This window comes from Mycolicibacterium chlorophenolicum, from assembly GCF_001044235.1.
In the GTDB taxonomy this organism is placed as follows: domain Bacteria; phylum Actinomycetota; class Actinomycetes; order Mycobacteriales; family Mycobacteriaceae; genus Mycobacterium; species Mycobacterium chlorophenolicum.
The window spans coordinates 36,904-43,607 of the sequence record NZ_JYNL01000035.1 but is presented as its reverse complement, the minus strand read 5'-3'; the positions used below and the strand labels follow the sequence as shown (position 1 = coordinate 43,607).

General features: G+C 61.8%; 4 protein-coding genes and 2 pseudogenes. 4 read left to right on the top strand and 2 right to left on the bottom strand.

Features of this window, described 5'->3' with window-relative positions:
* Positions 1-194 precede the first annotated feature (194 nt).
* The 3 genes and pseudogenes from MCHLDSM_RS17380 (at position 195) to MCHLDSM_RS36160 (ending at position 3,811) form a co-directional block, all read left to right on the top strand.
* Positions 195-853, top strand: a pseudogene (locus MCHLDSM_RS17380) (DUF305 domain-containing protein).
* A gap of 511 nt (positions 854-1,364) precedes the next feature.
* On the top strand, positions 1,365-2,627 hold the full coding sequence (locus MCHLDSM_RS17375) for a L,D-transpeptidase (RefSeq protein ID WP_048471244.1): 1,263 nt from the start codon (positions 1,365-1,367) through the stop codon (positions 2,625-2,627).
* Positions 2,628-3,044: 417 nt separating this feature from the next.
* Positions 3,045-3,811, top strand: a pseudogene (locus tag MCHLDSM_RS36160) (L,D-transpeptidase).
* Positions 3,812-4,055: 244 nt separating this feature from the next.
* On the opposite strand, the gene ccsB reads toward MCHLDSM_RS36160, so the two are convergent.
* On the bottom strand, positions 4,056-4,997 hold the full coding sequence (gene ccsB, locus MCHLDSM_RS17370; protein WP_048471243.1) for a c-type cytochrome biogenesis protein CcsB: 942 nt from the start codon (positions 4,995-4,997) through the stop codon (positions 4,056-4,058).
* Positions 4,998-5,053: 56 nt separating this feature from the next.
* Entirely contained in the window at positions 5,054-5,344 is a 291-nt protein-coding gene (locus MCHLDSM_RS37770; RefSeq protein WP_131722650.1) for a hypothetical protein, read from the bottom strand.
* Between the two features lie 267 nt (positions 5,345-5,611).
* On the opposite strand from MCHLDSM_RS37770, the gene MCHLDSM_RS17365 reads away from it, so the two are divergent.
* Entirely contained in the window at positions 5,612-6,613 is a 1,002-nt protein-coding gene (locus MCHLDSM_RS17365) for a M23 family metallopeptidase (protein WP_048471242.1), read from the top strand.
* Positions 6,614-6,704 lie beyond the last annotated feature (91 nt).

Sequence of the window (6,704 nt, the reverse complement as noted above, 5' to 3'; positions counted from 1 at the left end):
CAGCGGATTCACGCTGCCCACCCACCGCAGCACAGCAAAATCAGTCTGACCGGACCTCAACAGGGTCGATCCACGGATTGAGGCTTAGGTCTAAGCTTCATGCTGGGGCGCGGGAATGGAAGGTGCCGGTCGGGATGGTGCCCTCAGGCCCGGGCACTGTCTAGATGACAGGTATTACGACTGGAAGGATGGACGTGCACAAAAGCCGTTTTGTTGTCACCGCCACCGCGTTGGCGACCGCGCTCGCATTGGGCGCGTGTAGCAGTAACTCGGCAAATAGTCAGAACACGTCGTCGATGTCGAGCTCGGCGGCTGCGTCCCCATCGTCGCCGTCAGCTGACGTGACGCAGGCTCAGGCGCACAATGACGCCGACATCGCCTTCGCCCAAGGAATGATCCCCATCATCAACAGGCGATCGAGATGAGCGACATGCTCTTAGCCAAGCAAGGTATCGACCCGCGAGTGGTGTCGTTAGCCAATCAGATCAAAGCAGCTCAAGAACCCGAGATTCAGCAGCTGCAGGGCTGGCTTGCCGATTGGGATGCGGCGCCGACCACGACGTCGACGTCGTCCGGTGGCGGTATGCCGGACATGCCGGGCCATGACATGGGCAGTATGGGCGGCGGGATGATGTCGGAGCAGGACATGGCCGCTTTGCGCAACGCGCAAGGTATCGAGGCCAGCCGCCTGTTTCTGACTCAAATGATTGAGCATCACAAGGGTGCGATCGCGATGGCGCAGACCGAATTGAATAGCGGTCAATTCTCGCCGGCAGTCGAGCTCGCGCGGTCGATCGTCTCCTCGCAGCAGAAGGAGATCGACACCATGCAGCAGATGCTAGGTTCGCTTTAGCCCAGGCCGAGGCGTTCATTTGGCGAATGCATTAACCCCTGTCCCGGTGCCGACGTGACATGACGCTGGCACGGGACCGTTGTTGAATCTCCCGCGAAGCCGCTACAGGACTTCAACTTCGGTGCCAGTTCGTGATTGTGGATCGCCAGGCACGCTGGCGGCGCGGGCCTGACAAAGGCTTCTTCTCCACGGGGCGCGCACGGTGTTGTCACACCCCTCAACCGCCGTCGGTCCGAAGCCCCAACCCAGCGAATTACGCCGATTGCAGTTGCGCGCCGCACGCAGACTGTCTTCACGATCCGTCGCGAAACGAACATTCGGTTCGGAGCGCCGTTGTAATCGGATCTGACTGTACGATCGGGTTGGTGAGAGTGTCAACCGGCTATCACAATGTGCTTGGGCATAGCTGCCGGATGCGCAATTCAACGTAACTACTAGGTAGGATAGTATTTGAGCCTGGCCGAGGGAATCCCGGCAGTTGCGCATCGCTAATCGGACACGGGGAGCAAGTTTGGTCGTCCATCGTCGACTCAGAACCTTGGTGCTTGCGGCCGTTTTACTGGTTACCGCGGTGCTGGGAGTCGTTGTGAGCGTGAATCTCGGGCGTTGCGGCACCGCCTGCGCGCCTGCTCCCACTAACGCGCAGCCCGGCGATAAGGCTCCCCCGCCGGGACCAGCGGTTCTAGCTATCACTCCCGGGCGCGGCGCCACCGATGTTGACCCGTTGGCAGCGGTAACGGTGACGGCGAGGTCGGGCACATTGGCTGAGGTAGTGATGGTCAACGAGCAGGGTAACCGCATTGTCGGCATAACCACCCCCGACAACTCGGTGTGGAAACCCGGCGTGCCGCTGGGTTACGGACGTACCTACACGGTCAAGGCGACCGCCGTAGCAGCCGATGGTGTTCCGACTCAGCAGGTTTCGACCTTTTCGACGCTGACCCCCCGTAACCAGACGAAGGTCTCGCTGACCACGACAGCGGGGACCGAATTGCGTGACGGTGCCACGTATGGCATCGGCACCGTTGTCGTGGCACGCTTCGACGAACCAATCACCGACAAGGCGGCCGCCGAGCGGCGACTTTCGGTTAGCACTTCGCCTCCTGTGCGCGGATCCTGGTACTGGCTGGATGATCAGAACGCACATTGGCGTCCACCCCAATACTTCTCACCCGGAACAAGGCTCACTGTCGAGGCGAATATTTACGGCGCACCATTGGGTCAGGGACTCTACGGTCAGGAAGATGCCAGGGTGAGCTTCGGTATCGGCGACGCCCATGTGTCGATCGCCGACGACCTGACCAAGCAAGTCAGCGTGTATAGCAACGGCCAATTGGTGCGCACAATGCCGACCTCAATGGGGATGGGCGGCAGCGAAACGGTTAATGGGCAGACTATTTCATTCTGGACGCAGCGCGGCATCTACACGGTGATGGACAAAGCCGACAGGGTGGTGATGGATTCATCAACCTACGGCCTGCCCATCAATTCAAGGCTCGGCTACCGCGAAACGATCACGCTTGCCACCCGCATTAGCACCGATGGTGTGTATCTACACCGACTCGATAGCACGGTATGGGCGCAGGGCAACACCAATGTCTCGCATGGTTGCTTGAACCTCAACGCCGAAAACGCGCGGTGGTTCTTTGACTTCTCAGTGCCCGGCGACGTCGTCGAGGTCCGCAATACGGGCGGCGAACCCCTACAGGTGTGGCAGAACGGCGACTGGAGCATGCCGTGGGATAAGTGGCTGCAGGGCAGCGCATTGTCCTGACCAGCAGCGACCCGGCCATGTCGCTGCTGCGGCTAGCAACTGCGCTCATCGCTAGGTCGAGGGCACTACCTCACAAGTAACAAACAACGAGGGCCGATCGGCGGTGACTTCGCTGACGCGGTGGCATTGCCATAGGTGGCCCCGTACCGCCACAAATGCCGGCTCGGACACGACTCGACGCTGCGGCATTCGGCGGCGTGACGGGTGCTGGTGTTCGTCACGCTCGCCGCAGTAGCAGGCTGCCATCGATCGGGGCCAGCCCTTGTAATGTTAGGAGGCGAACTAGCCTGGATAAGCAGCGGTGTCAGTTTTCGTTGCCCCAACGCATCCATTGTGGCTCGACGCGCACGCCGACCGTGAGAAAACGTAGTTGTTACGTAAAGTGGTGGTACAGCGCACCACCGTGAAAGGGGACACGTGCACAGCATCCTGCGCGGCCTACTAGTACTGACGCTCACGGCTGCGGTTGTGACCGGATTAGAAGCGCCGTCTGCCTCCGCCGTAGCATCCTCAGCGAAGGTTCGGTCGAGCATCGACGGCCGCGTAGCGATGGTCCGCCCGGGACCAGATGAGGTGGTGGGTGTTGGGCATCCGGTGCTTGTGGAGTTCACCGCCCCCGTCGATGATCGCGCGGCGGTTGAAGGCGGCATCACGGTAACCACCTCGCGGCCGTTGAACGGGCGATTCACCTGGCTCACCGATCGCCTCCTGGAGTGGAGGCCGAAGGGCTTATGGCCAGCACACTCGACGGTGGCGCTGCGCGTGGGTGGGATAAAGACCGGATTCACGACCGGGGCGGCGGTTGTGGGCGTAGCCGACGTGTCGGCGCACACGTTCACAGTAAGTATCGACGGCCAAGTGGTGCGTGAGATGCCGGCATCAATGGGTAAACCCGGGTTCGAGACGCCTCCAGGAACCTTCAGCGTGCTGAAAAGCAACGGGCGGTGGTCTTCGACTCCCGGACGATTGGTATTCCACTCGACGATCCCGAGGGCTATCTGATCGACGGTGAGTACGCGGTACGGGTGACATGGGGCGGTGTTTACGTACATTCCGCGCCATGGTCAGTGGGGTCTCAGGGCTCGGCCAATGTGAGCCACGGATGCATCAACCTCAGCCCGGCAAACGCTGAATGGTATTTCAATACAGTCCACGTCGGCGACCCGGTAATCGTGCAAAGCTGACAGCTTTGTCCAGCGGCGGATTCATTCCCAGCCAACACGCAGCAGAGACTACTCAAGCCGGATACTTTGCTTCAGAAACAAGGACGGTGGTCAGTACTTGCCGGCGACATAGTGCTCGCTCGGTGACACTCACATCAGGCGATGTAATCGCGCGCGCATGAGGTACTGGAGGGCTGAAAACCGCATTGCTGGAGCGCTTTTGGAATCGTGATGGCCGGCGTGGCAGCAGGCCTCGGTGTGGGCGCTACATGACGCCGGCATAGGAATGCAGTCCCGCTATGGCCAGGTTGATGAAGAATAGGTTGAACACCATCGCGACGAAGCCCACGATGTTGATCCAAGCCGCCTTCTTATCGCGCCACCCCGCCGTGGAACGTGCGTGCAGATAGGCGGCATATGCCACCCATGCGATGAACGACACAGTCTCCTTGGGGTCCCAGCCCCAGTAACGGCCCCAGGCTTCCTCGGCCCAAATGGCTCCGAAGATTACGCCGAACCCGAACACCGGGAACGCAAAAATCGTTGTGCGGTAGGCGATGCGGTCCAAGGTCTGACTGTCGGGCAGTAGCTGTACCAACGAGTTGCTGGGTAGGTAGCTTTTGAGCAGGAACAGGATACTGGCCACGCCCGCGAGCAGGAACACCCCGGAGCCGAGGCTTACGACCGACACGTGTATGGGCAGCCAGTAGGACTGCAGGGCGGGCATGACGGGTGCGGCGTTGGTGTAGAGCCAGCGGCCCGACACCGTCAGCAGGATCAGCACGGGCACCAGGACGAACACCCACAACGCTCGGTGTTGGGGCTTGCGCAGCATGATGACGCCGGCGACCAGGCCCGAAAAGCACGTCAGGTTGATGAACTCGTACATGTTGCCCCACGGCACCCGCGCGGTGGCGAGGCCGCGCAAAACGATGCATGCGAGCAGCAGTCCGATGCCGACGTAAACCAGGGCGAGTCCGGACCTGCCGGCGCGCTCATTGAGTGGGCGCTTCGCCGCGTCGGCGACGACGCCCGGGGTGGCGGAGTTTGCGCCGACCGCGGCGCCAACGGGCGTGCGCGCCTCGACCGTCCGGGTGCGGGAGTACGCCAGTTCGACTGCCAACAGCAGCAGCGCGGCCACCAGCACCACTACCGACGAAGTGAAAGCCATGTCGGAATAGCGGGCCAATTCGACGTTGATGTGCATGTCCTCGTGTCTCCGATCCAGCTGAGGCCCCACTAGGAAGGCCAGTACGTGACCCGTTAACGATGCCGGGCGTGTTTTGCTGACGACTTGCGGATCTTCTCATCGGTAATGATCACCGGTGACAGTTCATGCGCCGTCGCACTGGCACCGAGCATGCGCTTGCGGCCTGGTCCCACGGGTTGCGACTGCGCAACCCAGCGCATCCAAGGGTCGGTGTCGTTCAACGGGAAGACGCGAATCCTGTTCCTGCCCCCGCGACGTGATTCCTGGATGTCTTGCTCGTGCGCAAGTTGAATTATCGCCACTGCCGCAGCGGGCGACACGCGACCCGCTTCGGACAGGCTCATCGCACTCACACGGTCTCCAATGTCTGGGCACGATCTCAACGTCGCGAACCAACTACTGAGATGAATAGTACTAAGGTAACCGGACTCGACGCACACTGGCACCGATCGAGAGCCGGGGGAATCGGTGTTGCGCGTGGATGTTCCGACATCAGGTGCGAAGCCCGGCTCGGACAACGACTTCGTCGACTCTCTTGTCACATGCCAGCAAGTTTGGTTTAGTCACCTGATCCCGGTAACAATTCGGTCACGGCGCGGAGGTACCCCCAAGTGAGTGCGCAGCGTCGGCCCGCATCACCGCTCCATTCGACAAGCTGGGATCCTGAGGCAACAGAGATCATTCCGTTCAACGAGTTTGGCGCACTGGCCGATCTCGTGTCTCGTGAGCACCGCGCGTTCGACAAGGACTTCAACGTCGTCCATGCCCGTGAATTAGGTGACGACGTCGATGGTGACGATGACCAACTACCGCTACGGCTGCTCCCGTCAATTCCGCGCCACGCGACGAGACGGTCGCACCATTTGCCGTCATCGGGCAGCCGCGGCGGCCTACCACGACCGCGACCACCGCGACGTCACCGCGCTGCGGCCTTGGGGCCCAAGCGCACCCGTGTACTGATCGCGGCGATGGCCGTCGGCGCAGCTGGTGGGGCCGCACAATCCGCGTTCGGTGCTGTCGACATGGACTCTGGGCCGACTGTCATGGCTGCCGAAGCAACGGTCCTCGCCACCGGCGGCGATGCGGGCAGCGACGGCATTCAGGTTATTGCGTCGACTCAGTCGGTCAACCCTGCGGTGACGGCCGAGGAATTCGCTCGGGGGGTGGCTTTTGCCCAGCAGCGCGCCGAACGTGAGGCCCGGTTGCTGCGGCCGTTGTATGTGCTGCCGACCCGCGGCATGCTCACATCGGGGTTCGGCTACCGATGGGGTGCACTGCACGGCGGGATCGACATCGCGAATGCGATTGGTACACCCATCTACGCCGTCAGCGATGGCGTTGTGACTGCCGCAGGCCCGGTGGCGGGGTTCGGTATCTGGGTTAAGCTGCGTCATCCCGATGGCACCGTCACGTTATATGGCCACCTCAACAGCACTGTCGTCGACGTCGGTGAGCGCGTCGCGGCCGGGGATCAGATTGCCACCATGGGCAACACCGGAAACTCCACGGGTCCGCATCTGCATCTGGAAGTCCATGCCAACGGCGCCGATCGCGTCGATCCTGCACCCTGGCTGGCCACGCGGGGCGTAACGCTGGCCGATGTCGTCGGGTAGAAGCGCTGAGTCCTAGCGGTCGCCGATACGGGCCGTCGTGGCACGGCCGGAAGTCGGGTGCAGAGGCCTGGTCCTGGGCAGTAGGTACGCA

What these genes read in the sequence shown, in the direction of transcription:
- ccsB (WP_048471243.1), bottom strand. Translation starts at nt 4,997, where the DNA reads ATGCACATCAACGTCGAATTGGCCCGCTATTCCGACATGGCTTTCACT.
- MCHLDSM_RS37770 (WP_131722650.1), bottom strand. Translation starts at nt 5,344, where the DNA reads ATGAGCCTGTCCGAAGCGGGTCGCGTGTCGCCCGCTGCGGCAGTGGCG.